This window comes from Amycolatopsis bullii (assembly GCF_014654205.1).
In the GTDB taxonomy this organism is placed as follows: Bacteria; Actinomycetota; Actinomycetes; order Mycobacteriales; family Pseudonocardiaceae; genus Amycolatopsis; species Amycolatopsis plumensis.
Genome location: NZ_BNAW01000040.1, coordinates 49,435 through 74,735, shown reverse-complemented (window position 1 = coordinate 74,735; position 25,301 = coordinate 49,435). Strand labels below are relative to the sequence as shown.

The window sequence follows — 25,301 nt, the reverse complement described above, 5'->3', positions numbered from 1 at the left end:
CAGGAGGTCAACGGTGCCCGGAACGGGATTGTGGCGCACTAAATCGATCGAACAGTCCATCAAGGACACCGACGAGCCGGACACCAAGCTCCGGCGCAACCTCAGCGCGTGGGACCTCACGGTCTTCGGCGTCGCCGTCGTCATCGGTGCCGGCATCTTCACGCTGACCGCGCGCACGGCGGGTGACTACGCCGGGCCGTCGGTTTCGCTCGCCTTCGTGTTCGCCGCGATCGCCTGCGCGCTGGCGGCGCTGTGCTACGCCGAGTTCGCCTCGACCGTGCCGGTGGCGGGCAGCGCGTACACGTTCTCCTACGCCACCTTCGGCGAGTTCATGGCGTGGATTATCGGCTGGGACCTGATCCTCGAGCTCGCCGTCGGCGCGGCGGCGGTGTCCAAGGGCTGGTCGGTGTACCTCGAAACCGTGCTCGGCTACCTCTTCGGCAAGGGCACGAAGACGACGTTCGACATCGGGAGCGTGACCGTCGACTGGGGCGCACTGCTCGTCGTGGCGATCCTGACGACGCTGCTGGCCGTCGGCACGAAGCTGTCTTCGCGGGTCTCGATGGTGATCACCGGGATCAAGGTCGCCGTGGTGCTGTTCGTGATCATCCTCGGGCTCTTCTACATCAAGGGCGCCAACTACACGCCGTACATCCCGCCGGGCGAGACCGGCGGGGCCGGCCAGACAGGTGTCGACCAGTCGCTGTTCTCCCTGATCGCGGGCGGCGCGAGCAGCTCGTTCGGCGTCTTCGGCCTGCTGGCCGGCGCGTCGCTGGTGTTCTTCGCCTTCATCGGCTTCGACATCGTCGCGACCACCGCGGAGGAGACCAAGAACCCGCAGAAGGCCGTGCCGCGCGGGATCATGGGCTCGCTGGCCATCGTGACCGTGCTGTACGTCGCGGTGTCGCTGGTGGTCGTCGGCATGACCTCGTACAAGGACCTGGCGACGAAGGCGGGCGACGGCAGCCACAAGACCCTCGCCACGGCGTTCTCCGCGAACGGCGTCGACTGGGCGGCCAACATCATCTCCTTCGGCGCGCTGGCCGGCCTGACCACCGTCGTCATGGTGCTCATGCTGGGCCAGGTCCGGATCATCTACGCGATGTCCCGCGACGGCCTGATGCCGCGCGGCCTGGCGAAGACCGGCGAGAACGGCACGCCGAAGCGCGCGACGCTCATCGTCGGTGGCCTGGTCGCCCTCGCGGCCGGGTTCTTCCCCGCGGACAAGCTCGAGGAAATGGTCAACGTCGGCACGCTCTTCGCGTTCGTGCTCGTCTCGGCGGGCGTGCTGATCCTGCGCCGGAAGCGGCCCGACCTGCCCCGGGCGTTCAAGGTGCCGCTGGTGCCGCTGATCCCGATCCTGGCCATCCTCGCCTGCCTGTGGCTGATGCTGAACCTGACCGTGCTGACCTGGCTGCGGTTCCTCGCCTGGATGGTGCTGGGCGTGGTGCTCTACTTCGGGTACAGCCGCCGGCATTCGCTGCTCGGCAAGCGGCAGGCCGAAGGGCTCGGCGAACCCGTGAAGGCCTCCGACGCCTGACTTGCACGGTAAAAGCCCCGCCTTCCTGGACGCCCAGGTCGGCGGGGCTTTTTGCGTTTGGTTGCTTAATGCGAGGTTACGGCTTGATCAAGAGGATCTTGCGATTTATGCGCAAAGGGGGACCCCCTGTAAGCGGTCGGGTGACGTGCGATACCTTTCGATCCTTCGTGTGCCACTGACGGGTGAATTACAGCCGCGTGATTCTCACGCGCAGTGGTACGCCGACCCCCGATTTTGCTGTTCATCCCCCGTTCGGTACTGGAGAACTCATGCGCAGACGTTCCTTCCGCGGCGCCGTGGCGGTCATGGCGCTCACCACCGCTGCCCTCATCGGGACCGCCGGTTCCGCTCTGGCCTGCTACAGCGACGACAACCGTCCCCACCCGACGCCGGGCAAGCCGACGCCGTGTGCCGACGGCAAGGTCCTCGACAAGAAGGACGTCGTCTTCGAGCTGACCAAGAACAACACCCGGCTGAACATCAAGTCGGTCAACGAGGGTGTCACGGTCACCCGCATCGTGGTCGTCGGCGGCGACGACGGCTTCAACGACTACACGCCGGGCAAGAAGCTCGACAAGAACGCGCCGTGGAACGACCTGCGCGCGCCGTTCAACTACAACGGCAGCCAGCCGAAGGTCGACGACTGGTTCCTCTGCGGCACGAAGACCACCAAGCCGCCGCAGACCAGCACCACGACGGCGACGCCGACCAAGCCGCCGGCGACGTCCGAGACCGCGAAGCCGACCACCCCGGCGACCTCGCCGACCTCCGTCTCGCCGACCAGCAGCACCACCGCCGCGGCCGTCGTGCCGGCGGGCAACGAGTCGGGCACCGGCGGCGGCCTCGCCAACACCGGTTTCGACAACAGCTGGCTGATCTGGGTCGGCGCGCTGCTGCTCGCCGCCGGTGGCGGCCTGCTCGCGCTGCTGAAGTTCCGCCGCAAGGCTTCCGAGTGAAGCTGAGCTAGTTCCCGGTCGAAGGCCCCTCGCTCCGCGCGCGAGGGGCCTTCACCGTTTCGGGGGCAGGTCCCCGAACAGCGATCCCTGCTCGCCCCAGGACGGCTTGCCGAGGCCCGCCGCCATCGCGACGGCGTGGTCCCATTCGGCGTCGACCACGTAGTCCTGGTGCTTGAGCACCCCCGGTGCCCAGCGGTGCCGCCCGGTCGGGCCGCGCAGCGGGTCCGGCAGCCAGTGGTCGCCGCCGAGGATCAGCACGCCGTTGCCGTCGGCCGTCGCCGACACCGGGCCGCAGCCGCCCTCGGGCAGGAAGCCGACGCCGTGCAGCCGCCGGTCGGCGACCGAGTGCCGCCAGGTCGTCACGCCGCCGCCGAAGATGTCGGTGCCGCGGCACAGGGCCCGCCAGCGGCCGTCGAGGTCGGCGAAGAGCCGTTCCAGCGCTTCCTGCGGCAGCAGCGCCGGGAAAGCACGCTGGTAGCCCCACTGCAACGGCGAACCGGCGGTGAGCAGGCCGACGCGCTCGAGGTCCGCCTCCGGCAGCTCGGCTGCGAGCCGGGCGGCCGCCATGAGCGTGAGCAGGCTGCCCAGGTTGTAGCCGGAGAGCACCACGCGCGTGCCGGGGTCGGCGAGGTGCTCGCGGGCCCGCGCGGCCAGCTCCGGGACGACCTTCAGCGCGTAGCAGGGCGGGACCGTCGGGTGCGCCGCCCGCGGCCAGAAGCAGACCAGGTCGGCCAGCGCCCCGAGGTGCCGGCTGCGCTGCGGGGTGCGCGCGGCCGTGTAGACCACCCGCAGCAGGCCCGCGGCCAGCGCGCCGAGCGCGACCACGCCGATCGCGGACAGCGGGCCGAACCAGCCGGGGACCAGGCCGAACCCGAACCGCAGCACCAGCAGGCCCGCCCCACCCGCGGACATCGCGCAGGCGACCGCCAGTGCCAGGTGGTGCAGGTGCCGCCGTTCCCACGCCGACCGCGCCCAGGCCGCCGCGGCCTGGGCCTCCTGCCGTTCGTCGTGCTCCATCAGCTCGACGATCTCGGGGATGCCCCGCCGCAGCCGCCGCAGCGGGACGGCGACCGCGAAACCCAGCACGCCGAGCACCGCGGCCAGCGCCAGCCCGGCGCCCCACAGGACCGTGACCAGCAAGTACGTGTCCGGCACCTTCAGGTGTTCCGCCCCGGAAAGACGTCGGAGCGCTTCGGCGAGCCCGGCACCGAACCCGCCGCCGAGCAGGCCGGCCAGCGCGAGTACCGGCGCGGCCGCCCAGCCGCCCAGCCACGGCCGCAGCCGCTGTGGTTTGTGCTTCCAGCCGGGTCGGGCCAGCAGCGCCGCCGGGGCAAGGAACAGCGCGAACAGCACGGTGACGACGACCAGGGCCGCGCCGAGGCCTTCGACGACACCATTCGTCCCCGGCAGCGGGCCGGTGCCGGGCCGGAACCGCGCCGCGGCCACGACGACCAGCAGTGTCGCGAAGGCGAGCACGCCGGGTCGCGCGAACCGGCCGGTGTCGACGCCGATCGCCGCGGCGACGACGGTGGCGAGCACCACGGAGAGGGTGACGATCCAGGCCACGAGGTCCACGCTGCCGTCCGGCACGCGGAACGGCCCGCCGAGCAGCAGCAGCGCGACCGACGCCAGCGCCGCGACGGTGTGCAGGCAGCGCAGCGCCGGCGTCTCCGGGTCGGCGCGCATCCGCAGCGGGCCGCCGGTGAGGTCGCCGTCGGCGTGCACCGCCCAGGTGGCGCTCGAGATCCGGTGCAGGACGAAGATCACGGCGAGCAGTGGCAGCACGCCGACGGCGATCCGGGCGGCCGTCGTGCGGAGGACGTCGGGGACCACCGACAGGCAGCCCGACCGGGGCGCGAGGCACTGCGCGGCGAAGAGGTCGAGCGCGATCGCCGCGAGCTGGCCCATCAGCAGCATCGTCAGCAGCAGGGCGCCGACGCGCAGCAGCCCGCGGCAGACGGCCGCGAGGCCGCGCGCGAGGCGGCTCTCCGGCGGGACCGGGGGCAGCATCCAGAAGCAGACGTTGGCCAGGGAGAACGGGAACAGCAGCGCCCAGGTGGCCTTCGCGGCGCCGCCCGAGGTCATGCCGTGCCAGAGGTAGCCCTCGAGGGTCCGCGGGATCGACCGGCCCAGCGCCGGCAGCACCGGGCCGGGTGCCGGGCGGCGCAGCCGGTCCGCCGGGCGGATCACGCGGCCCAGTCCGTCGCCGGCGACGTCGACGGTCGAAACCGCGTCGAGCAGCGTTTCCCCGCTGGTGCCCACGAGCCCGGCGACGCGGATTTCCACGACGCGGGTGTCCGGGCCGGGCATGGGCACGGTAAGGGCCTCCTAACACTTCTAGGGACAGTCGAGCGGACAACGGTAGTGTTCGGGTGTCATCGAGTCTTGGAGGAATCGCCACTATGACCCCCGAAAGCGTTGCCAAGCGGCACGAGACCCGCAACGGCATCGAGTTCGCCGTCGCCGACCTCGAGGCCGCCGAGTTCGGCCGCAAGGAGATCCGCCTCGCCGAGCACGAGATGCCGGGACTGATGGCGCTGCGGCGCGAATACGCGGAGGTCTACCCGCTGCGCGGGGCGCGCGTGTCGGGCTCGCTGCACATGACCGTGCAGACCGCGGTGCTGATCGAGACGCTGGTGGCGCTGGGTGCCGAGGTGCGCTGGGCGTCCTGCAACATCTTCTCGACACAGGACCACGCGGCCGCGGCCGTCGTCGTCGGCCCGCACGGCACGACCGAGGAGCCCAAGGGTGTCCCGGTCTTCGCGTGGAAGGGCGAATCGCTCGAGGAGTACTGGTGGTGCACCGAGCGGATGCTCACCTGGGACGGCGAGGGTCCGAACATGATCCTCGACGACGGCGGTGACGCCACGATGCTGGTGCACAAGGGCACCGAGTTCGAGAAGGCAGGCGTCGTGCCGACCCCGGACGAGAACACCTCCGACGAGTTCCGCGTGTTCCTCGAGCTGCTGCGCGCCTCGGTGGCGTCGGACAAGGACAAGTGGACGAAGATCGGCCAGGGCATCCGCGGCGTGACCGAGGAGACCACGACCGGCGTCCTGCGCCTCTACCAGCTGGCGGCGGCGGGCGAGCTGCTGTTCCCGGCGATCAACGTCAACGACGCGGTGACGAAGTCCAAGTTCGACAACCGCTACGGCATCCGCCACTCCCTGATCGACGGCATCAACCGCGGCACCGACGTGCTGATCGGCGGCAAGGTCGCGGTGGTCTGCGGCTACGGCGACGTCGGCAAGGGCGCGGCGGAGTCCCTGCGCGGCCAGGGCGCGCGCGTGATCGTGACGGAGATCGACCCGATCTGCGCCCTGCAGGCGGCGATGGACGGCTACCAGGTCCGCACGCTGGAGAACGCGCTGCCCGAGGCCGACATCGTGATCACGACGACCGGCAACAAGGACGTCGTGCTGGTCGAGCACATGGCGAAGATGAAGCACCAGGCAATCCTGGGCAACATCGGCCACTTCGACAACGAGCTCGACATGGCGGGGCTCGCCCGGTACCCGGGCATCCGCCGGATCAACATCAAGCCGCAGGTCGACGAGTGGATCTTCCCGAACGGCAACACGATCATCGTGCTGTCCGAGGGGCGCCTGCTGAACCTGGGCAACGCGACCGGGCACCCGTCCTTCGTGATGTCGAACAGCTTCTCGAACCAGGTGATCGCGCAGATCGAGCTGTTCACCAAGCACGAGGAGTACGACAACGAGGTCTTCCGGCTGCCGAAGAAGCTCGACGAGAAGGTGGCTCGCATTCACCTGGAGGCGCTGGGTGGGGAGCTGACGAAGCTGACCAAGGAGCAGGCGGAGTACATCGACGTGGACGTCGAAGGCCCGTTCAAGCCGGAGCACTATCGGTACTGAGTTTTCGCTGGTCAGGGCCGCCCCGAAAGTGTTCGGGGCGGCCCTTCGTTCTGCGCTCGTGACAGTGATAGCACGAATGGGTGACGTGTTATCATGGTGTCGTGAAGCAGTTGATCACGAGGATCGACGACGAGCTGCACGCCCGGCTGAAGGCGCTGGCCGAAGCCCAGGGGCGCAGCATGAACGACCTGGTCACAGAGGCGTTGAGGGGAATCGTGGCGAAGACGGAAACTCGTGCGGAATGGAAGCGGCGCATGATCGCCGAAGGCAAGGTCGTGAACGTGGAACCCCCGGCTCACGTGCCGACCCTGGATGAGCTCGAAGAAATGTCTCGTGGTTGGGGCACGGCTGTGAGCGAAGCGCTCGACTGGACCCGAGGGGAGTGGTGACCGTGCTCTACGTGGACACCAGCGCGCTGGTCACGGCTTACCTCCACGATGAGCCGGAGCACGACAAGTTCCGCAAGCTGCTGCTGGAGGGCGCTGCCCCGGTGGTCAGCAGCGACTTCACCCGCATCGAATTCGCCGGTGCCATGACGGCCGCCAAACGGACCGGCCGGATTCCCGATCCGGCGGCGATGCTGGCGCACTTCGATCACCTCGCCTCCCCGGACGGTGACCTGGTGCTCATCCCCTTCAACCCGAATCGGGTCATCCCGGCGGCGCGGCGGCTGGTCACCGAGAACTACCCGGTGCGCACCCTGGACGCGATCCACATCGCGGTCGCCATGCACGACACCGCGGAACTCACCGGCGGCGAACCCGTCACCTTCGTCACCCGTGACGAGCGCCAAGCCGATGCGGCCAAGGCCAACGGTTTCGAGGTGTTGTGATGGCCGTGCTCGACTACGAGCGAGCGCGAGATGCCCACCCAATCACGCAAGATGCCCTTTCAGTCACGCGAGATGCCTCGCTGATCACGCGACTCGCAGCACTGAGCACGCGAGCCGACCCGGTCCGGCCGTGCGCAACCGGGCATCACGCGTGACTGGCGGGGCATCACGCGTGATCAGCGGGGCATCGAGCCCCTAGTTCCACTCCACGGCGACGCCGGCCAGACCCGGTCCGGCGTCGCTGAAGAAGGCGCTGCTCACCCCGCCCATGTCGCACGGCAGCTCCTCCGCCACCACCGGCAGCGCGTCGTCGCGGGCCCGGACCTGCCGTGTGCACCGGGCCGGGAGCGCGTTCCGGTCGAACCGCAGCTGGACCAGGTAACTCGCGCAGCGGTCCCGCAGCATCCGGTAGTACCCCGGCGACGCCGACCCCGAGTCGTCGCGGACCTCGAAGCAGAACACGTGGATGTCGCCCTCGGCCAGCTTGCGGTCGAACAGCAGCTCCGTCGCCATCGTGTCCGCGTCCGGGTTGCGGCGCATCCGCCCGACCCGGCAGCCCTCGTCCGTGATCAGCTCGACGTCGTCGATGCGGCAGCCCGGGTCGCCGTTGTACACCGTCAGATACCGGTCCGGCCCGTGCCGTCGGGCCCGCGTCACCAGCCGCGTGCGCAGGCTGACCTGGCGGTGTTCCGCGTCGAACGTGATCGTGTCGTGGACCGACAGCAGCTCCAAATCGGCGTTGTAGTGGTTCGACGACGGGTACGCGCCCAGCTCGGCCAGGAGGTCCTCGACGATCGACCCCATGTCACCGGATCGCAGGTCGTGGAACGACGCCGCCGGCTGGTGCCCTCGGCGGACCAGTCGCGGCCCGATCAGCACCACCAGTGCGTCCGCGGGCAGCTGGAGGACCGATTCCAGCGCCCGGACCGCCGGCAGCGCCTTCGGCACCTCGGGCTGACGCAGCCCGCGCTGCCAGTAACTCAGCGTCGACTGTCCGATTTGGACGCCGCGCAGCGCGAGGTGGGCGCGCAGCCGGGCCAGCGACAGGCCGCGGTAGGCGATCGCCAGTCTCAGCGCATGGTGGAACTCGCCGGTACGGAGTGCCTCGGTCAGCTCTTTCGGCAGTTCGGCGACCGATGCCCGGGTCGTGCGGGCGCCATCGATGATCAGTGGGAGGTTCCCGTCTTGTGCCACCGCTCGTCCCTTCACCCGACCAGTGTGTGCGCTGGGCGTGAACACCGCGGAACGTTCACGGTAGCAGCGTAGAGTGGCCGTGCCGACCCCCGTTCAGGGTGGTTGGCCTCGTTGAGGTGAGCGTTCCGCGTTCCGGCTGTCCCCCGGAACGGTCCGTTCCTCCGGATGGCGTTCTTGCTCCTTGTGACCGCGTTGTTCACCGTTGTGACCACCGCTGGTTCGCCCACTCCTCCACAGGAGGCCATCTGTGCTGGTGAAGTCGAGCCAGGTCCACGCCGTACTGGCCGTGAGCCTGCTGTTGTGCCTGGTCGCGCCGGTCACCGCCGGAGCCGCGCCCGGAGTGCCGCCGACCTACCGCAACCAGATCGCCCTGCAGCTCCAGCAGAAGAACCAGTGGTGCTGGGCCGGCGCGGGCGCCACCATCGCCGCCTACCACGGCGCGGCCGTCAGCCAGACGCGGTTCTGCCAGCTCGCCCACGACGAGACCGGCACCGACTGCGCCAACCTCCCCGGCACGCTCGCCGACCCGCAGCGCGCGTTCGCCCGGCTCGGCTTCGGCTCGCCCGGCCGCTACCTCGACCGGCGCATCTCCTACGCCGACGTCCGGACGCAGACCGCGGCGAACCGGCCGGTCGAGACCCGCGTCGGCTACCGCTCGGGCGGCGGCCACGTGCACGTCCTCTACGGCTACGACACCCGCGGCGACTGGGTGTTCTGGGGCGACCCCGGCCCGGCCAAGCGCTACAACTGGTCGACCTACGGGTACTACGCGCACAATTCGTCCTTCACCTGGACGCACACGCTCACCGGGATCGCCCGATGAGCAGGCGGGCGCTCGTGCTCGCCGTGCTGACCGGCGCGGCGCTGCTGATGACGGCTCCGGTGTCAGGCGCGGCCCAGGCCGCCGGCATCAGCAGCGCCGACGCCTCCGAGTCGCACCGCGCGGCCGCGGGGTTCCAGGACGTCCTCGTCCGGTTCTTCGCCCAGGCGCCGGACGCCCACGGTCCGGTGCAGGTGCAGATCGCCCCGGACGCGTACCCCGTGTACGAGCTGTCGCCGGACTTCGTCGCGGGCAAGCCCGACGCGGCGCCAGGTGACTTCGCTTACTTCGCGATCCCCGCGCGTGCCTCCGACGGCCGAACCGCGACGCTCTGGTCGGTCCGCGGCGCGGACGGCACCTGGCAGATCGGCAACATCGCCTCGGGCGACGTCGAAGGCGAGTACGCCAGGAAGCTGCCCGCGGGCGCCCAGCTGCTGCACGAACCGCAGGTCGACGCCTGGTACGCGGTCCGCGACGGCCAGGTGACCTCGCTGGCCGACGGCCGGGCGATCGCCGGTTACCAGCAGATCGTCGGGAATCGCTACGCCGACAAGCTCCCCGGCTCGGCCTACTCCCGCGACGGCGAGGCGGGCGGCTTCGACGCCACGTCCCAGGTGATGCCCCGCGGCGACGGCGGCGCGGCGCCGTCCGGCCACGACACCGGCTGGGTGCCGCTGCTGATCCTGGTCGGCGTGCTGGCCGTCAGCGGCGCCGGGTACGTGCTCCACCTGCGGCGGCACGCCGCATAGACGAACCGGCGGGCTCGGCGTCGATCCCCTTCCACCGAGCCCGCCGGTCCACCACCGTTACTGTGACCGGCGTGGGTCGACTGGTGGTCATCGAAGGGCTCGACGGCGCGGGCAAGCGCACGCTCGCGGACGGGCTGACGACGGCGTTGGGCGCGAAGGGCGCGAGTGTCGCGTCGCTGGCGTTCCCCCGCTACGGCAAGAGCGTGCACGCGGACCTCGTCCGCGAGGCGCTGCACCGCGGGCACGGCGACCTCGCCGACTCGGTGTACGGCATGGCCATGCTCTACGCGCTGGACCGCAGCGGCGCCGCCGACGAGATCCGCGCGCTGCGGAGCGCGCACGACGTCGTCCTGCTGGACCGGTACGTCGCTTCCAACGCCGCGTACGCGGCCGCGCGCCTGCGCCAGGACGCCGCCGGCGAAGTCGTGAAGTGGGTGTGGGAGCTCGAGGTCGACCGCTTCGGCTTGCCGCGTCCGGACGCGCACCTGCTGTTGCGCGTCGCCCCGGCGGTTGCGGCCGAGCGCGCCGAGCGGCGTGCGGAGACCGAAACCGGCCGGGAGCGCGACGCCTTCGAGACCGACGACGGCCTGCAGCGGCGGTGCGCGGCCGTCTACGACGAGCTGGCCGCGTCGGGCTGGCTCGCGCCGTGGCACGTCCTCGACGGCGTCGCGGGCGTGGACCTCGAAGCACTGGCGACGACGCTGCTAGGGCAGTAGCCGGACCGGGTCGAACTGCGCGATCGGGTACGCGGTGGCGCCCTCGACGACCAGGTCGGCGAGGATTTCGCCGATCACCGGCGCGAACTTGAAGCCGTGGCCGGAAAACCCGCACGCGAGCACCACCCGCTCCTGGGCCGGGTGCGGGGCGAGCACGAAGCTTTCGTCGGCCGTGTCGGTGTACATGCAGGTCGCGGCCCGGAGGAACGCACCGGGCAGCGTCGGGAGGTGCCGCTTCACCACGGACGCGATCTCGTGGACCTCGTCGCCGGACACCGCCCGGTCGATGCCGTCGGGCGTGCACGTCCGGCCGCCGCCGTGGAACGCGACCTTCACGCCGTCCGCGGGCGCGTTGTGCGCCGGGAAGCCGTAGAACGTGTAGCCGTCGGCCTCCCAGAGGTAGACCGGGTGGTCCCGGAACGGTGCGATCCCGCCCGACGGCGCGAACCAGTACTGCACCTGCCGCCGGACCGTGAAGGTGACGCCGAAGCCGTGCAGCAGCTCACCGGCCCACGCGCCGGGGCACAGCACCAGGCGGTCGGCCGTGTAGTAGTTGTGCGACGTCCCGACGCGCACCCCGCCGGCCGTGGTGCTCCAGGTGAAGACCTTCTCCTCGTGGTGCAGTTCGGCGCCGCACCGCGCGGCGAGCTGCAGGTGCGCGGCGACGCTGCCTTCGGGTGACACCAGCCCGGCGCCCGGCTCGTACAGCGCGACCTCGTCCGGGGCCGGCGCCATCGTGGGGAACCGGCGCCGGATTTCGGCCGCGTCCAGGAGTTCGTGCGGGATGCCGAAGGCCTGGGCCGACGCCACGCTGCCGGTGATCGTCCGCGAATCCGCCGTGCCGACCATGATCCCGCCGCAGCGGGTGAACAGCCGCCGTCCGCTGTCGCGCTCGAGACCGGCCCACAGTTCGTGGGCCCGCAGCAGCAGCGGCACGTACTCGGGGCCTTCGAGGTACGCCTGGCGCGTGATCCGCGAACCGCCGTGACTCGACCCGCGGTTGTGCACCGGTGCGAACTGGTCGACGCCGAGCACCCGCCGGCCGCGCTGAGCCAGCCGGTACGCCGCGGCGCTGCCCATTCCGCCGAGACCGACGACGATCACGTCGTAGTGCGTCATGGCACCCTTCCGCAGTTGCGTCTTCGGCAACAACGTGCGTGATGCGCGACGCCGTTGTCAAGCGCGGGCGAACTCCATGACCCAGTTGGCCTCCCAGGTCCGGCCGCCGTCGGCGGAGAACTCCTGTTCCCAGCGCGGGGTGGCCGTTTCGATGCCCGTCCAGGCGTAGTGCACCTTGATCGGCGCGCCTTCGTGCGTGTCGTCGCCGTAGAAGTCGCCGCGGCCGCCTTCGAAGCGGCCGGTGACCGGTGGCTGGAGCACGCCGGTCCGGCTGTTGGCCCAGTACAGCGACCATTCCGCGCGCTCGACGTCGAAGAGCCGGAGCGTGCAGCCGCGGAAGCCGAGGGTGGGGAAGGCGATCTCGTCCACGTTGCCGCCGCCCTCGAAGAGCGACCAGCAGGTCGACGTGCCGGGGAAGACGCTCCAGTCGTCGCTGCCGGTCAGGGGCTTGGCGAGCCGCCGGTTCGTCACGGTCCAGGAGCCGATGAAGAAGTCGAAGTCGTTCATGCCGGTGATCCTGAGGGGCCACCACTGACACCTTTTGTCAGTGGTGGCTGGCAAACTCCGCCGGGTGCGTGCGAGCCGGCTGGTGTCCCTGCTGCTGTTGCTGCAGAACCGGGGGAGGATGAGCGCCGCCCGGCTGGCGGCGGAGCTCGGCGTGACCGCGCGGACGGTGTACCGGGACGTCGAAGCGCTCGCCGCCTCGGGTGTCCCGATCTACGCCGAAGGCGGCCCGAACGGCGGCTACCAGCTGATGGACGGCTACCGCACCCGGCTCACCGGGCTGACCGAAGGCGAAGCCGGGTCCCTGTTCCTCACCGGGCTGCCGCAGCCGGCCGCCGAGCTGGGACTGGGTGCCCAGGTGGCCGCCGCCGAGCTCAAGCTGATGGCCGCGCTGCCGACGCCGTACCGCGACGCGTCGGTGCGGATCCGGCAGCGGTTCCACCTCGACGCGCCCGGCTGGTACCGCGAAGCGGATCCCGTGCCGCAGCTGCTCGCGGCCGCGGAAGCGCTGTGGCAGGACCGGGTCGTGGAGATCCGCTACCGCCGCTGGTCGCCGGCGCCCGGTGTCGTGACGCGGCGGCTGCACCCGCTCGGCCTGGTCCTCAAGGCCGGGGTCTGGTACCTGGTCGCCGGGCCGCGGCCGCGCACCTACCGCGTCGCCAACATCGAAGAGTTCCGCGCGCTCGACGAGCAGTTCACCCGGCCGGCCGGCTTCGACCTGCCCGCGTTCTGGCGCGCGCACGTCGAACGCTACGAAGGCAGCGAAGAAGCGGAGACCGCCGTCGTGCGGCTTTCCCCGGCCGGAATCGCGGCCCTGCCGGACATCCTGGGCCCGCGAGCCGCGCGGCTCGTCGCCCGGACACTCGAACCCGAAGACGCCGAAGGCTGGCAGCGCGCGGAAATCCCGCTGGAAAGCGTGCCCCACGCGGCCGCCGGGCTGCTGCGGCTCGGCGCGGACGCGCAGGCGCTGGCGCCCGCGGAACTGGTGGCGCACATGGGAAAGACGATCCGCGCCATGGCGCGGCTCTACCCCTAGTCGCGGAAGTACCCCAGCTGCGCGGAAAGCTCGTCCGCCGCCTCCGTCATCGGCTTCACGATCTGCTTCACGCGCTGCTTCGAAAGCCGGTACGACGGCCCGGAAGCGCTCATCGCGGCGACGACTTCCCCGCCCGGGCCGTGGATCGGCACGGCGACGGCGTGCATGCCGAGTTCGAGTTCTTCGTAGCAGGCCGCATAACCGTCTTCGACGACCCGTTCCAGCTCCGCCAGCAGCTCTTCCGGCTCGACCGTCGTGCGCGGGGTGTACTGCTCCAGCTTCCGCTTCAGCACTCGCTTGCGCTCGGTTTCGCCCATGTAGGCCAGGAGGACCTTGCCGCTCGAGGTCGCGTGCAGCGGCGTCCGCTGGCCCGTCCAGTTCTGCGTGGTGATCGCGGCCGAGCCGCGGGCCTGGCTGATGTTGATCGCGACGCCGTCGTCGGCGATCGCGATGTTCACCGTCTCGCCCAGTTCCTCGGCCAGCGCCAGGCAGCTGGCCCGCCCCAGTTTCGCGAGGTCCATCCGGCCGGTCGCGGCGCCGGCCAGCCGGACGACGCCGAAGCCGATGGCGTACTTCCCGCGTTCGCCGAGCTGCTCGACCAGGCCTCTCGTCTCCAGGACGCTGAGCAGGCGTGACGCCGTCGACTTGTGGACGCCCAGTTCGCCCGCGATCTCGGTGATGCCGGTTTCGCCGTTGCGCGCGAGCAGTTCGAGCACGCTGATGGCCCGGTCGACCGACTGCACCTGGCTCTGAGTTGCGTTGCCCGAGTCCTGGTTCCGCATGGCGCAACAGTATCCGTTTCGGGGGGTTCCTATCGGCTGAGTGGGCGAATCCCTTGACGAGGACGTCCTCGAACCCGGATTGTTGCGGAAGAGGCACAGAGTCTCACTATGCGCAACTTTCACCGAATCGCCGGGTATCCGGCCAGTCGGTGCCCTGATCCCTTCTCTCAGGTCCGTGGAGGCTGCGCCGGAATCCCGGCGCAGCCTCCACGGACCGTCCAAAGCGGCCGGTACCGGCACCCGGATGGAGCAGGCGGGGACGGCGATCTTGATCTTTCTGGTGGTCAAACACGCGGGTCGTGCGTGCGGGCGCCGGAACTAGTGCGAATATGTGGACATGAAGGCACGTGTTCTCGTGGTCGACGACGACCCCGCCCTCGCGGAGATGCTCACCATCGTGCTCCGTGGGGAGGGGTTCGACACGGCGGTGGTCGCCGACGGCTCACGCGCGCTGCCCGCGCTGCGTGAGCTGAAGCCCGACCTCGTCCTCCTCGACCTGATGCTGCCCGGGATGAACGGGATCGACGTCTGCAAGGCGATCCGCGCCGAGTCCGGGGTGCCGATCGTCATGCTCACCGCCAAGAGCGACACCGTCGACATCGTCCTCGGCCTGGAGTCCGGCGCCGACGACTACGTCGTCAAGCCGTTCAAGCCCAAGGAGCTGGTCGCGCGGGTCCGCGCCCGCATGCGCCGCACCGAGGCCGAGCCCGCGGAGTCGCTCACCATCGGCGACCTGGCGATCGACGTGCCGGGCCACGAGGTCACGCGCGAAGGCAAGGCCATCCCGCTGACCCCGCTGGAGTTCGACCTGCTGGTGGCGCTGGCCCGCAAGCCGCGCCAGGTGTTCACCCGCGAGGTGCTGCTCGAGCAGGTGTGGGGCTACCGGCACGCGGCCGACACCCGGCTGGTGAACGTGCACGTCCAGCGCCTGCGTTCGAAGGTGGAGAAGGACCCGGAGCACCCCGAGGTGGTGTTGACCGTTCGCGGCGTCGGGTACAAGGCCGGCCCGCCGTGATGAGTCGATGACCCTCGAGACCGGAAGACGGCTCCCCGCGTTCGCGCGTTCGACGGCACGCCTGGTGCGGCGTGTCGTCGTTTTCGCGCGCCGTCGCGCGGTCGCGTTCAACGAGCTGTGGAAGCACTCGCTGCAGTTCCGCGTCACCGTCTCGACGCTCGCGCTCTCCTCGGCCGTGGTCTTCGTGCTCGGCATGGTGCTGCAGAACCAGATCACCGAACGGCTGCTGGACACCAAGCGCACGGCGGCGGTCGCGCAGACCCGCGCGGCGGCGGAGACGGCCGCCGGCGAGCTCGTCGGCCTCGGCTCCGAGACCGACGAGGCGCTGACGAACCGGCTCCAGAACGCGCTGAAGAAGATCGCGATCACGCCGACCAGCCAGGACGCGGCCGGGTCGGCGGCAGGCACGTTCGTCCCGGTCCTCGCCAGCGGCGGCAACGGCCAGCCCGGCGCGAAGCCGCCGTCGTCCGCGGGCCCGTTCGAGAACGTGCCGCCGCGGCTGCGCCAGTTCGTCGAAGCCGACCAGATGAGCTTCCTCGAGCACACCGTCCCCGACGACACCGGGGGCGGCCGCACGACGTACCTGATCGTCGGTACGCCGCTGAGCACCGTGTCCACCCCGCTGCAGCTGTACTTGCTGTTCCCGCTGACGACCGAGCAGAACACGGTCTCGACGGTGCAGAACACGCTGCTGGTCGGCGGGCTCGTGCTGCTGCTCCTGCTGGCCGGCATCACGAACCTGGTGACGCGGCAGGTGGTCCGCCCGGTCCGGCAGGCCGCCGCGGCGGCCGAGCAGTTCGCCGGCGGCGACCTCGACCAGCGGCTCGCCGTGCTCGGCGAAGACGACCTGGCGAAGCTCGCGGTGTCCTACAACGGGATGGCCGCGAGCATCCAGCGCCAGATCCGCCAGCTGGAGGAGTTCGGCGGCCTGCAGCGCCGGTTCACCTCCGACGTCTCGCACGAGCTGCGCACGCCGCTGACCACCGTCCGGATGGCCGCGGACGTGCTGCACGCGTCCCGCGAGCAGTTCCCGGCCGGGCTCGCGCGGTCGACGGAGCTGCTGGTCGACGAGCTCGACCGGTTCGAAGCGCTGCTCGGCGACCTGCTGGAGATCAGCAGGCTCGACGCCGGGGTGGAGGAACTGGCCGCGGAGTTCATCGACGTCCGCCCGATCGCCACCCGTGCGGTCGAGCAGGTGCGGGTGATCGCCGGCAACGCGGGCAGCTCGGTGGAACTCGTGCTGCCCGAGGAAGAGGTGATCGCCGAGGTCGACGCCCGGCGCGTCGAGCGGATCCTGCGCAACCTGCTCGCCAACGCCGTCGACCACAGCGAGGGCAAGCCGGTGGTGCTGACGGTCGGGGCGAACGAAACCGCCGTCGCCATCACGGTCCGGGACCACGGCGTCGGCCTCCGGCCCGGCGAAGCGGACCTGGTGTTCAACCGGTTCTGGCGCGCCGACCCGTCGCGCAACCGGCGCACCGGCGGGACCGGGCTGGGCCTGGCGATCAGCCAGGAGGACGCGCGCCTGCACGGCGGCGAGCTCGACGCGTGGGGCGAGCCCGGCAACGGCGCCTGCTTCCGGCTCGTGCTGCCGCGGCAGCAGGACGTGCCCGCGGGTGACCCGCCGCTGGTGCTGCCGCCGCCCGACCGGTTCGCCACCGAAGTGCCGCTCGGGGTCATCGACGTCGCGTCGGCGCCGGAGGCGATCTTCGCGGAACGTGAGGGAATCGGTCAGTGAAACGGCTTCTGCTCTCTGCTTTGTGTTTTGTCCTGCTTGCCGGGTGCGCGAACGTGCCGCTGGAATCGCAGCCGCAGGTCGTGCCCGGCGAGCGGCAGGGGCAGAGCGCCGGTGACGTGGTGCCCGAGCCGCCGCTGAACATCGACCCGCTGTCGCTGGTCCGCGCGTTCATCGGGGCGACGCTCAAGCAGGGGCAGAACAACGCCGCCGCCCGGGCTTACCTCGACGAGCAGAGCCGGCTGAACTGGCGGCCGAGCCGCAGCCTGACGATCATCCAGGACACCTTCGGCACGGTCTACGACACCGCCCCGCCGCCGGACCCGAACACGCAGGTCGTCAACGTGCGCGGGATCGACATCGGCACGCTGGACCAGAACAGCGCGTTCGTGCCGGACTACACCTCGGCGCTGCTGCAGGTGAAGGTGCGCAAGCAGGCGAACAACCAGTGGCGGATCGTCGACCCGCCCGCCGACCTGTACGCGACCGAGTCCGACTTCAGCGAGAACTACACCCCGGTGCCGGTGAGCTTCTACTCGGAGTCGTCGGCCACGTTCGTCCCCGATCGGCGGTACGTCGTCGCGAAGCCGCAGTCCGGGTTGCCGGGCCGGGTGATGGACCTGCTGGTCAGCGGACCGTCGACGAGCCTGGCCGGTGCGGTGAAGAACCTGCTCGGCGAGCCGATCGAGATCGACACGAACGTCAAGAGCCTCGACGACGGGACGCTGGTGGTGCCGCTGACCGGGCTCACCGGGGTGCCCGACGACATCCGGAACCTGATCGCCGCGCAGATCGTGCTGTCCCTGCAGTACGTCACGTCGGCCCGGATCCGCATCCTCGCCGACGGCGCCCCGCTCGTGCCGAACCACCCCGACTGGCGGCAGAACGACTTGCCGGCGTACGGCGCTTCGCTGTCGATCAGCCCGCAGCTGCTGGGCATGATGACGGTCGGCGGCCGGGTCCGGTCCCTCAGCGACGGCGCCTTGGTGGCCGGGCCGGCCGGCAACGGCGGGTACGACGTGGTGAGCGCGGCCCAGTCGATCGACGGCAAGCGCCTGGCGGTGGTGGAGCGCGGCGGTGACGGTGTGCACCTGCGGATCGGCGACCTCGGCCGCGACCTGGCGCTGACCCCCCTCGGCGGCAGTTCGCTGACCCGCCCGACGTGGCGTCCCGGCACCGGTGAGCTGTGGACGGTGGTCGACGGGCTGTCGGTGGGCCGGATGGTGCTCGACCAGAACGGCCACTGGACGGCGCTGAGCGTCAACGCCACGGACCTGACCCAGCAGGGCGACCTCACGGAGCTCCGGTTCTCCCGCGACGGCGCCCGCGTCGCGGCGGTGGTCAAGGGCGAGCTGTGGGTGGCCTCGGTGGTCGTCAACGGCGACTCGGTGGCCCTGCGCGAACCACGCCACCTCCAGCCGCACGAACTCGAGGACGTCGTCGACGTCGACTGGGTCGCGTCGGACGCCCTGGTGGTGGCGACGAAGTCGTCGTCCCGGCCGGTGGTCAAGGTGACGGTGGACGGCCAGCGCCTGGACCCGTTCAACAGCAGCAACCTGACCCCGACGGTCCACGGCGTGACGGCGGCTCCCGACCACCAGATCGTGGTGGCGGACGCCAACGGCCTGTGGACCGCGTCGGCGCTGGGCGAGGTGTGGCGTCCGCACAGCCACACGATGAAGGACGCGGACCCCTTCTATCCCGGCTGATCTTTTTCACTCCGGTGGGTGACGGCCGGAGGTCCGGAACTGTCGGTGCCGGTCGTGACACTGTCGGTGTGCTGAAGAGACTGCTCGATCTGCTGATCCCCAGCCGCTGCGCCGCGTGCGGAGCCCGGGGCGAGCCGTGTTGTGCCCGGTGTGCGGCGGTGTGGGGTGCGGCCCGGGAGGTGGTGCGCGGGCCGACGGCGGGGTTGGTGCGGGTGTTCGCACTGGCCCGGTACCGCGGGGTGGGGCGGAGGTTGCTGATCGCGTACAAGGAGCGCGGTCGCCGGGACCTGGCGCCGTCGCTGGGGCGGGCGCTCGCGGAGGCGTTGGCGGTGCTGCCGGTGGTGGAGGCTGCACCCACGATCCCGGCAGCCCCCTCAGCGCGACCGATCTGCCTCGTCCCGGCCCCAAGCCGTCCTTCCGCGGCACGGGTCCGAGGCGGCCCGCACGTCGAGCGCCTCGCCCACGCGGCCGTAACCACCCTGGCCGCCCACGGCATCAAGGCCACGGTCGCCCCGGCATTGGAACTGGCCGGCGCAGCCCGCGACGCCGTCGGCCTGACCCGCGAGCAACGCCAAGCCAATTTGGCCGGCCGATTGAAATTCCGGGAGGCCGGCCGTCCGCCTCCGGGAGCCGCCATCGTGGTCCTCGACGACGTGATCACCACCGGCGCCACCGCGGCGGCCTGCACCCGGGCGCTGACTGCGGCGGGATTCACGGTGTCCGCCGTCCTGACCCTCCTGGCCGCCGGCTGAAACGAGCGAACGGACAACCCATGCGAACCACTGTGGACCTTCCCCGCGAAGCGCGCAGAACGCTGGCGAATTCCGTGGTACCGGTTCCGCGCCTCACCGCGATCCACCACCGTCCCGAGCCATCCCGTCCCAGTTCAACCCACAAAAACCACCCGAAAAACCGCTTCTCGCCCCCGGGTGAACCTGCCGTCACCTACATGAGTGACGGCAACCGGGAACGCGAACGGATCGGCGCCCGTTGTCCGGGCATGAGGGTGTCGATCACGATCACTCGGCCGCCACACCACTCCACCGGGGTGGCGGCTGTGCGGGACGGGGCCGTCACCCTCGGCGTCCACCGGCAGGCACCGGTGCGCCGTCCGTGTGAAAGCACGGCACGCGCGCCGCGTCCGACCAGCGGGTGTTTTGCGGTGCCCACTTCGCGATCACTGCGCGGGGTGACCGAGTCCCAACCCCTGACATCCCCCGGCTCGGGGGCTGTTGTAACGGGCGTGAGGAAGCTAACGTGCTCCGCAATCAGCAATCCCCGCAGGCAGGGAGGTGACGAGCCCATGTCCCTGGCGCCGGAGGTGCGCTGAGTCCGCGCTCGGTCACCGGAACGAGACGTCGTCCACCGTTTCCGAGTTCCTTCTCAGCCCGCGATCCGGGCTTACGTCCCCGCAATACCGGCGCCGTGTGTGAACACAACAGCTCGCAGTCATCTCAGCGAGGGAGGTCGTGTATGGACATCGTCGTTAAGGGCCGCAACGTGGAGGTGCCCGACCACTATCGGGCACTCGTCAGCGAAAAGCTGGCCCGCCTCGAGCGCTACGACAGGAAAGTCATCCGGTACGACGTGGAACTGTTCCACGAACCCAACCGGCGCCAGGCCAAGAGCTGCCAGCGCGTCGAAATCACCGGAAAGGGGCGAGGCCCGGCCGTACGCGCCGAAGCGTGTGCCGCCGACTTCTACGCGGCGCTCGATTCCGCAGTCACCAAGCTGGAAAACCGGCTGCGGAGGACACACGACCGGAGGCGCGTGCACTACGGCCGCAGCCGCCCGGAATCGGTCGCCGAAGCGACCTCGGCGCTGCCGGGTGGTGGATCCCCGGCCGCAGCCAGTCCCGCCGCGCGTACCGCGGTGTTGGACGCACCCGAGCCGCAGGCGAACGGCTTCGCGAGTGCCGACGAGATCCGCCTGCCGCAGCAGCAGAGCTGGGCCGACGACGACCTGGGTCACCAGCCCGGCCGCGTCGTTCGCGAGAAGCAGCACACCGCGGAACCGATGACGGTGGACCAGGCTCTCTACGAGATGGAGCTGGTCGGCCACGACTTCTACCTCTTCAACGACTCCGAAGCGGGCCGGCCCAGCGTGGTCTACCGGCGGAAAGGCTTCGACTACGGCGTGATCCGGCTCGGCTGAGCCGGGCTCGAAGGAGGTCGGCAGGAGGGCCCGCACGTGCTCGCGTGCGGGTCCTCCGCATGTCTGAACCTTATTCTGGTGAGGCCGGCGCTACGGGCCGCAGGTCGTCCGCCTACGGTGACATTCGCGCCGGCCGACGGCTGAATAAGGTTCTCAGGACGTACGGCGTGTGCACACCACGGCCACCGTTCCCTACGATGGGGGTGGGAAGGTGGCGCCGAACACGGCCGCCACCGCGGGAGAACCTGCCCGGGACCGGCCTGGGCGCGCTCATATTCAGCTAGTGAGGTCGACCGGATGGTGCTGAACCGCCTGCTCCGCGCGGGTGAGGGCAAGATGGTGAAGCGGCTGCGCAACATCGCCGATCACATCAACACCCTCGAAGACGACGTCAAGGACCTGACCGACGCCGAGCTGCGGGCCAAGACCGAGGAGTTCCGCAAGCGGAACGGCGACGGCGAATCCCTCGACGAGCTGCTGCCGGAGGCCTTCGCGGTCGTCCGGGAAGCGGCCAAGCGGGTGCTGGGCCAGCGCCACTTCGACGTCCAGCTGATGGGCGGCGCGGCGCTGCACCTCGGCCAGGTCGCCGAGATGAAGACCGGCGAGGGCAAGACGCTGACCTGCGTCCTCCCCGCCTACCTCAACGCCATCCCCGGCAAGGGCGTCCACGTCGTCACGACGAACGACTACCTGGCCAAGCGCGACTCGGAGTGGATGGGCCGCATCCACCGCTTCCTCGGCCTCGAGGTCGGCGTCATCCTCTCGGAGCAGCAGCCGGAGGTGCGGCGCTCCCAGTACAACGCCGACATCACCTACGGCACGAACAACGAGTTCGGCTTCGACTACCTGCGCGACAACATGGCGTGGAGCCTCGACGACTGCGTGCAGCGCGGGCACAACTTCGCCATCGTCGACGAGGTCGACTCGATCCTCATCGACGAGGCCCGCACGCCGCTGATCATCTCCGGCCCGGCCGACCAGTCCTCGCGCTGGTACGTCGAGTTCGCGCGTCTGGCCCCGCTGATGCAGGGCATCGACACGACCACCATGGGGTCGCGCGAGCGCGTCGAGAAGACGAACCTGATCAACTCGAAGTACCACTACGAGGTCGACGTCCGGAAGCGCACCGTGGCCGTCACCGAGAAGGGCGTCCGGTTCGTCGAGGACCAGCTCGGCATCGAGAACCTCTACGAGGCCGCGAACACCCCGCTGGTCGGGTACCTGAACAACGCGCTCAAGGTGAAGGAACTCTTCCACCGCGACAAGGACTACATCGTCCGCAACGGCGAAGTCATGATCGTCGACGAGTTCACCGGGCGCATCCTGCACGGCCGCCGCTACAACGAGGGCATGCACCAGGCGATCGAGGCCAAGGAAAAGGTCGAGATCAAGGCCGAGAACCAGACCCTCGCCACGATCACGCTGCAGAACTACTTCCGGCTCTACGACAAGCTGGCCGGGATGACCGGTACGGCCGAGACCGAGGCCGCGGAGTTCCACCAGACCTACAAGCTGGGTGTGGTGCCGATCCCGACGAACCGGCCGATGATCCGCGTCGACCAGGCGGACCTGATCTACAAGACCGAGCAGGCCAAGTTCGAGGCCGTCGCCGAGGACATCGCCGAGCGGCACGAAAAGGGCCAGCCGGTGCTGGTCGGCACGACGAGCGTCGAGAAGTCCGAGCACCTGTCGAAGCTGCTGGTGAAGCTGAGCGTCCCGCACGAGGTGCTGAACGCGAAGCACCACGACCGCGAGGCGCTGATCGTCGCGCGCGCCGGCCAGAAGGGCGCCGTCACGGTCGCCACGAACATGGCGGGCCGCGGTACCGACATCGTGCTGGGCGGCAACCCGGACCTCATCGCCGACCAGGTGCTGCGCGAGCGCGGCCTGGACCCGGTCGAGCACTCCGAGGAGTACGAGGCCGCCTGGCCCGAGGTCCTCGAGCAGGTCAAGGCGGAGTCGAAGGCCGAGGCCGAAGAGGTCCGCGAGGCAGGCGGGCTCTACGTCCTGGGCACCGAGCGCCACGAGTCGCGCCGCATCGACAACCAGCTCCGCGGCCGGTCCGGCCGTCAGGGCGACCCGGGCGAGTCCCGCTTCTACCTGTCGCTCGGTGACGAGCTGATGCGCCGCTTCAACGCGACCATGGTCGAGCGCGTCATGACGACCATGCGGCTGCCCGACGACGTGCCGATCGAGCACAAGATGGTCTCCAAGGCCATCAAGAGCGCGCAGACCCAGGTCGAGCAGATCAACATGGAGCAGCGCAAGGACGTCCTCAAGTACGACGAGGTCATGAACGAGCAGCGCAAGGTGATCTACGCCGAGCGCCACCGCGTGCTGGCCGGCGAGAACCTGCGCGACCAGATCGAGGGCATGCTCGTCGACGTCGTCAACGCCTATGTGGACGGTGCGACGGCCAACGGCTACGCCGAGGACTGGGACCACGAGAAGCTGTGGACGGCGCTGAAGACGCTGTACCCGGTGAGCATCGAGTGGGACGACCTCATGGAGGACGGCGACCTCGACGAGAGCACCCTGCGCGAAGCCCTGATCCAGGACGCCCGCAACGCCTACGACAAGCGGGAAGCGGAGATCAACGCGCTCGTCGGCCCGGAGGGCATGCGGACCCTGGAGCACCAGGTGATGCTGACGGTGCTCGACCGCAAGTGGCGCGAGCACCTCTACGAGATGGACTACCTCAAGCAGGGCATCGGCATGCGGGCGCTGGCGCAGCGCGACCCGCTGATCGAGTACCAGCGCGAGGGCTTCGACATGTTCCGCGCGATGCTCGACTCGCTGAAGGAGGAGGCCGTCGGCTTCCTGTTCAACCTGCAGGTCGAGCGCGCCGAGGCCCCGCCGGCCGAGCAGGCCGCGGCGCTGCCGACGGGCGTCCCGACCGGCAACGGCCAGGCAGCCGCGCCCTCGGAGGGCCGGCACGCGCGGCCGGCGCCGCCGCAGCCGCCGACGACCGACACCGAGTCCGTCCCGGCCGCGCTGCGCGGCAAGGGGCTCGGCGGCGGTGGCCAGCCGTCGGGCATGATGCTGTCCGGCCCGGGCGAGGACGGCGAGGTCGAGTCCCACGTCGAGGGCGGGGCGCAGGCCGCGGGCGGTGGCGCCGGCGGTACCCGCCGGGACCGTCGCGCCGCCCAGCGTGACGCCCAGAAGAAGGGCAAGAAGGGCCCGCGTCGCTGATGTAGCCGGAGTGCCGGGGTGCGTGCGGTGGTCCGCGCGCACCCCGGTTCTTTTCGTGAGGGGGAAGCAGTTGGCGGATCCGCAGGAGTTCTTCGCGTTGTTCGCCGCCGAGCGGCGGCCGGACCCATACCCGGCGTACCGGCGGTGGCGCGAGCGGTGGCCGGTCGCGGCCCTCGACGAGCGGATGTTCGTGGTCAGCGGCTTCGCCGAGGCCACGCGGGTGCTGCGCGACCCGGCGTTCGGGCACCCCGAACCCGAGTACCTGGACCCGGCGGACCGCCTCCCGGACCAGCCGGTCGACGCATCGGGACGCGTGGTCCGGGCGTTCCTGTCGCTGAACCCGCCCGACCACACGCGCCTGCGGCGGCTGGTGGCGAAGGCGTTCACCCCGCGCATGGTCGAGCAGCTGGCGCCGCGCATCGAGGAGATCGCGGCCGCGCTCATCGACCGCGCCCCGGCCGAGTTCGACCTGATGACGGCGCTCGCGAAGCCGTTGCCGGTCGAGGTGATCGCCGAGCTCCTCGGCGTGCCGCTGGACGATCGCGAGCGCTTCGCGGAGTGGTCGCACGCGATGGCGCGGGCGCTGGACCCGCCGTTCCTGCAGCGCCCGGAGACGTTCGAACCGGCGGTCAGGGCGCGGCAGTCGTTCGTGGGCTACTTCCGCGAGCTGGCGGAGCAGCGGCGCCGCGAGCCGGGGGACGACCTGCTGTCCGCGCTGGTCGCGGTGTCGGACGCGGGAGACGTGCTCAGCGAGGGCGAGCTGCTGGTCACGCTCACGCTGCTGCTGATCGCCGGCCACGAGACGACGACGAACCTGATCGGCAACGGCGTCTGGGCGCTGCTGCACGGCCAGGACGGCCTCAAGCCGCTGGGCACGGAGGGCGAGAACGCGGCGCGCGTGGTGGAGGAGGTGCTGCGCTACGACTCACCCGTCCAGCTGACGGCCCGCACGGCCCTGCGCGACACGGCGCTGGGCGAGCTGGCCGTGCCGGAGGGCAGTCAGGTGGTGGTCGTGATCGGCGCGGCCAACCGCGACCCGGCAACGGGCTCGGACCCCGAATCCTTCGACCCAGCGCGGGAGCCGGGCCGGCACCTGGCGTTCGGCCAGGGCATCCACTTCTGCCTGGGAGCCCCGTTGGCGCGGCTGGAGGCCCGGATCGCCTTCCGCGAGCTGGCCCGCCGCCGCCCGGAGCTGACCTCGGCGGGAAACCCGGAGTGGAGCCCGACGACGACGCTGCGCGGCTTGGCGGCCCTCCCGGTGACGAGCGGCTAGTTCCGGCGAGCAGGCGTTCCCGCCTGGCCGGTCCCGCGGGTCCGAGGTCGGGCAGCGCCCCAAGGTGGCCTTCGGTGCGTCAGACGCAACCAAGGCCACC

At 70.6% G+C, this 25,301-nt stretch carries 21 protein-coding genes; 16 read left to right on the top strand and 5 right to left on the bottom strand.

The window, feature by feature from the left end:
* Positions 1–13 precede the first annotated feature (13 nt).
* Positions 14–1,540 (top strand): amino acid permease, encoded by a 1,527-nt coding sequence (locus IE317_RS32675; protein WP_191315220.1) that lies wholly within the window; start codon positions 14–16, stop codon positions 1,538–1,540.
* A 269-nt stretch (positions 1,541–1,809) separates the two neighbouring features.
* A complete protein-coding gene (locus tag IE317_RS32670) occupies positions 1,810–2,496 on the top strand; it encodes an LPXTG cell wall anchor domain-containing protein (RefSeq protein ID WP_191315219.1) in 687 nt (228 codons plus the stop codon).
* Between the two features lie 51 nt (positions 2,497–2,547).
* On the opposite strand, the gene IE317_RS32665 is transcribed toward IE317_RS32670, so the two are convergent.
* Positions 2,548–4,806, bottom strand: a complete 2,259-nt coding sequence (locus IE317_RS32665) for a hypothetical protein (RefSeq protein ID WP_191315232.1) — start codon at positions 4,804–4,806, stop codon at positions 2,548–2,550.
* 92 nt (positions 4,807–4,898) lie between these two features.
* Between IE317_RS32665 and ahcY the strand changes: the two genes are divergently transcribed.
* The 3 genes from ahcY to IE317_RS32650 all read left to right on the top strand — a co-directional run bounded on the left by ahcY (position 4,899) and on the right by IE317_RS32650 (position 7,203).
* Positions 4,899–6,371, top strand: a complete 1,473-nt coding sequence (ahcY, locus tag IE317_RS32660; protein WP_191315218.1) for an adenosylhomocysteinase — start codon at positions 4,899–4,901, stop codon at positions 6,369–6,371.
* Between the two features lie 101 nt (positions 6,372–6,472).
* Positions 6,473–6,760 carry a CopG family ribbon-helix-helix protein gene (locus IE317_RS32655; protein WP_191315217.1) on the top strand — a complete coding sequence of 96 codons (288 nt, stop codon included), beginning with the start codon at positions 6,473–6,475 and terminating at the stop codon, positions 6,758–6,760.
* A complete protein-coding gene (locus IE317_RS32650) occupies positions 6,754–7,203 on the top strand; it encodes a type II toxin-antitoxin system VapC family toxin (RefSeq protein WP_191315216.1) in 450 nt (149 codons plus the stop codon). Before IE317_RS32655 ends, IE317_RS32650 begins: the two co-directional genes overlap by 7 nt.
* Before the next feature lie 195 nt (positions 7,204–7,398).
* Here the strand turns inward: IE317_RS32650 and IE317_RS32645 are convergent, their stop codons facing one another.
* Entirely contained in the window at positions 7,399–8,397 is a 999-nt protein-coding gene (locus IE317_RS32645) for a hypothetical protein (RefSeq protein WP_191315215.1), read from the bottom strand.
* A 247-nt stretch (positions 8,398–8,644) separates the two neighbouring features.
* Between IE317_RS32645 and IE317_RS32640 the strand changes: the two genes are divergently transcribed.
* The 3 genes from IE317_RS32640 (at position 8,645) to IE317_RS32630 (ending at position 10,682) form a co-directional block, all read left to right on the top strand.
* Positions 8,645–9,220 carry a papain-like cysteine protease family protein gene (locus IE317_RS32640; protein ID WP_191315214.1) on the top strand — a complete coding sequence of 192 codons (576 nt, stop codon included), beginning with the start codon at positions 8,645–8,647 and terminating at the stop codon, positions 9,218–9,220.
* Positions 9,217–9,966, top strand: coding sequence for a hypothetical protein (locus tag IE317_RS32635; RefSeq protein WP_191315213.1), 750 nt, complete (start codon positions 9,217–9,219; stop codon positions 9,964–9,966). The genes IE317_RS32640 and IE317_RS32635 overlap by 4 nt, the downstream gene beginning before the upstream one ends.
* A 62-nt stretch (positions 9,967–10,028) precedes the next feature.
* A complete protein-coding gene (locus tag IE317_RS32630; RefSeq protein ID WP_229903039.1) occupies positions 10,029–10,682 on the top strand; it encodes a dTMP kinase in 654 nt (217 codons plus the stop codon).
* Here the strand turns inward: IE317_RS32630 and solA are convergent.
* Both solA and IE317_RS32620 read right to left on the bottom strand, forming a co-directional pair.
* On the bottom strand, positions 10,671–11,801 hold the full coding sequence (solA, locus tag IE317_RS32625; RefSeq protein ID WP_191315212.1) for an N-methyl-L-tryptophan oxidase: 1,131 nt from the start codon (positions 11,799–11,801) through the stop codon (positions 10,671–10,673). The two genes, IE317_RS32630 and solA, sit on opposite strands and share 12 nt — an antisense overlap.
* A gap of 57 nt (positions 11,802–11,858) precedes the next feature.
* Entirely contained in the window at positions 11,859–12,308 is a 450-nt protein-coding gene (locus IE317_RS32620; RefSeq protein WP_191315211.1) for a hypothetical protein, read from the bottom strand.
* Positions 12,309–12,372: 64 nt separating this feature from the next.
* Here IE317_RS32620 and IE317_RS32615 point away from each other — a divergent pair, with 64 nt between their 5' ends.
* Entirely contained in the window at positions 12,373–13,341 is a 969-nt protein-coding gene (locus IE317_RS32615) for a helix-turn-helix transcriptional regulator (protein WP_191315210.1), read from the top strand.
* Here IE317_RS32615 and IE317_RS32610 read toward each other — a convergent pair.
* Entirely contained in the window at positions 13,338–14,123 is a 786-nt protein-coding gene (locus IE317_RS32610; RefSeq protein WP_191315209.1) for an IclR family transcriptional regulator, read from the bottom strand. The two genes, IE317_RS32615 and IE317_RS32610, sit on opposite strands and share 4 nt — an antisense overlap.
* Positions 14,124–14,460: 337 nt before the next feature.
* On the opposite strand from IE317_RS32610, the gene mtrA reads away from it, so the two are divergent.
* The 7 genes from mtrA to IE317_RS32575 all read left to right on the top strand — a co-directional run bounded on the left by mtrA (position 14,461) and on the right by IE317_RS32575 (position 25,201).
* A complete protein-coding gene (gene mtrA, locus IE317_RS32605) occupies positions 14,461–15,138 on the top strand; it encodes an MtrAB system response regulator MtrA (protein WP_005150760.1) in 678 nt (225 codons plus the stop codon).
* A 7-nt stretch (positions 15,139–15,145) separates the two neighbouring features.
* Positions 15,146–16,876 carry an MtrAB system histidine kinase MtrB gene (gene mtrB, locus IE317_RS32600; protein WP_191315208.1) on the top strand — a complete coding sequence of 577 codons (1,731 nt, stop codon included), beginning with the start codon at positions 15,146–15,148 and terminating at the stop codon, positions 16,874–16,876.
* Entirely contained in the window at positions 16,873–18,582 is a 1,710-nt protein-coding gene (locus IE317_RS32595) for an LpqB family beta-propeller domain-containing protein (RefSeq protein WP_191315207.1), read from the top strand. The genes mtrB and IE317_RS32595 overlap by 4 nt, the downstream gene beginning before the upstream one ends.
* Before the next feature lie 14 nt (positions 18,583–18,596).
* Positions 18,597–19,334 (top strand): ComF family protein, encoded by a 738-nt coding sequence (locus IE317_RS32590; RefSeq protein ID WP_191315206.1) that lies wholly within the window; start codon positions 18,597–18,599, stop codon positions 19,332–19,334.
* Positions 19,335–20,055: 721 nt separating this feature from the next.
* On the top strand, positions 20,056–20,736 hold the full coding sequence (hpf, locus tag IE317_RS32585) for a ribosome hibernation-promoting factor, HPF/YfiA family (RefSeq protein ID WP_191315205.1): 681 nt from the start codon (positions 20,056–20,058) through the stop codon (positions 20,734–20,736).
* A gap of 297 nt (positions 20,737–21,033) precedes the next feature.
* Positions 21,034–23,928, top strand: coding sequence for a preprotein translocase subunit SecA (gene secA / locus IE317_RS32580; RefSeq protein WP_191315204.1), 2,895 nt, complete (start codon positions 21,034–21,036; stop codon positions 23,926–23,928).
* Between the two features lie 70 nt (positions 23,929–23,998).
* Positions 23,999–25,201 carry a cytochrome P450 gene (locus tag IE317_RS32575; protein ID WP_191315203.1) on the top strand — a complete coding sequence of 401 codons (1,203 nt, stop codon included), beginning with the start codon at positions 23,999–24,001 and terminating at the stop codon, positions 25,199–25,201.
* Positions 25,202–25,301: the final 100 nt, after the last annotated feature.

What these genes read in the sequence shown, in the direction of transcription:
- ahcY (WP_191315218.1), top strand. Translation starts at nt 4,899, where the DNA reads ATGACCCCCGAAAGCGTTGCCAAGCGGCACGAGACCCGCAACGGCATC.
- mtrA (WP_005150760.1), top strand. Translation starts at nt 14,461, where the DNA reads ATGAAGGCACGTGTTCTCGTGGTCGACGACGACCCCGCCCTCGCGGAG.
- IE317_RS32665 (WP_191315232.1), bottom strand. Translation starts at nt 4,806, where the DNA reads ATGCCCGGCCCGGACACCCGCGTCGTGGAAATCCGCGTCGCCGGGCTC.
- IE317_RS32610 (WP_191315209.1), bottom strand. Translation starts at nt 14,123, where the DNA reads ATGCGGAACCAGGACTCGGGCAACGCAACTCAGAGCCAGGTGCAGTCG.
- secA (WP_191315204.1), top strand. Translation starts at nt 21,034, where the DNA reads ATGGTGCTGAACCGCCTGCTCCGCGCGGGTGAGGGCAAGATGGTGAAG.
- hpf (WP_191315205.1), top strand. Translation starts at nt 20,056, where the DNA reads ATGGACATCGTCGTTAAGGGCCGCAACGTGGAGGTGCCCGACCACTAT.
- solA (WP_191315212.1), bottom strand. Translation starts at nt 11,801, where the DNA reads ATGACGCACTACGACGTGATCGTCGTCGGTCTCGGCGGAATGGGCAGC.
- mtrB (WP_191315208.1), top strand. Translation starts at nt 15,146, where the DNA reads ATGACCCTCGAGACCGGAAGACGGCTCCCCGCGTTCGCGCGTTCGACG.
- IE317_RS32635 (WP_191315213.1), top strand. Translation starts at nt 9,217, where the DNA reads ATGAGCAGGCGGGCGCTCGTGCTCGCCGTGCTGACCGGCGCGGCGCTG.
- IE317_RS32670 (WP_191315219.1), top strand. Translation starts at nt 1,810, where the DNA reads ATGCGCAGACGTTCCTTCCGCGGCGCCGTGGCGGTCATGGCGCTCACC.
- IE317_RS32620 (WP_191315211.1), bottom strand. Translation starts at nt 12,308, where the DNA reads ATGAACGACTTCGACTTCTTCATCGGCTCCTGGACCGTGACGAACCGG.